Consider the following 219-nt stretch of genomic DNA (forward strand, 5'->3'; position numbering starts at 1 on the left):
CGGTGCCAGATAGTTTCAGGTAGCATCTTATTCTCCCTGTATCAATGCATCGCCCTGCGCCATGGCACGCAGTAGACAGGGAATACAGACCGGTTTTTCAAGAGGCGGTATTTTGGGCAGTTGGGGCAGCGCAATCACCTCAACCGTTCCCGGTAATGAGGGCAGTTGACCTGCCCAACCAGAGCCACAGCCTGGGCTGCCACCTGAATTCATCTTGAT

Annotated in this window: 1 pseudogene; it reads right to left on the reverse strand. The window is 54.3% G+C overall.

From position 1 onward, the window contains the following. Nucleotides 1-27: 27 nt before the first annotated feature. Nucleotides 28-219: pseudogene (locus tag H0248_RS21485) on the reverse strand (hypothetical protein); the annotation flags it as partial.

It is taken from the genome of Pectobacterium brasiliense (assembly GCF_013449685.1).
GTDB lineage: Bacteria > Pseudomonadota > Gammaproteobacteria > Enterobacterales > Enterobacteriaceae > Pectobacterium > Pectobacterium brasiliense_A.